The organism is Thermus sp. KWY1, assembly GCF_057547025.1.
The window spans coordinates 1-390 of sequence record NZ_BAAJPG010000025.1 but is presented as its reverse complement, the minus strand read 5'-3'; the positions used below and the strand labels follow the sequence as shown (position 1 = coordinate 390).

Sequence of the window (390 nt, the reverse complement as noted above, 5' to 3'; positions counted from 1 at the left end):
CTCTTGGCCTTTCCCGGGTGCCGACAGGTGGTGCGGGTGGAGCGGGAGGTGGTGCACAAGGGGACGGGGGAGGTACGGCGCGCGGCGAGCTACGCCCTCACCAGCTTGGGAGCCGAGGAGGCGGACGCGAGGCGGCTTGGGGAGCTTCTCCTTTCCCGGTGGGAGGTGGAGAACCGGTCCTTTTGGGTACGGGACGTCCTCCTCCATGAGGACGCCTGCCAGGTGCGGGGCGTGGGGGCGCAAGTCTTGGCGGTCCTCCGGGCCTTTCTGGTGTCCCTGCTGTACCGCAGGGGGGTGCGGAAGAAGAAGGCGGCCCTGGAGACCTTCTCCTTCCATCCCCTCTCCGCCCTCAGGTTCCTGGGGCTCTATGCGGTATAACGGTCAAGTCTG

1 pseudogene is annotated in these 390 nt (G+C 67.7%); it reads left to right on the top strand.

The window, feature by feature from the left end:
* A pseudogene (locus AC27GT_RS08595) lies at positions 1-378 on the top strand (transposase); the annotation flags it as partial.
* Between the last annotated feature and the right edge of the window lie 12 nt (positions 379-390).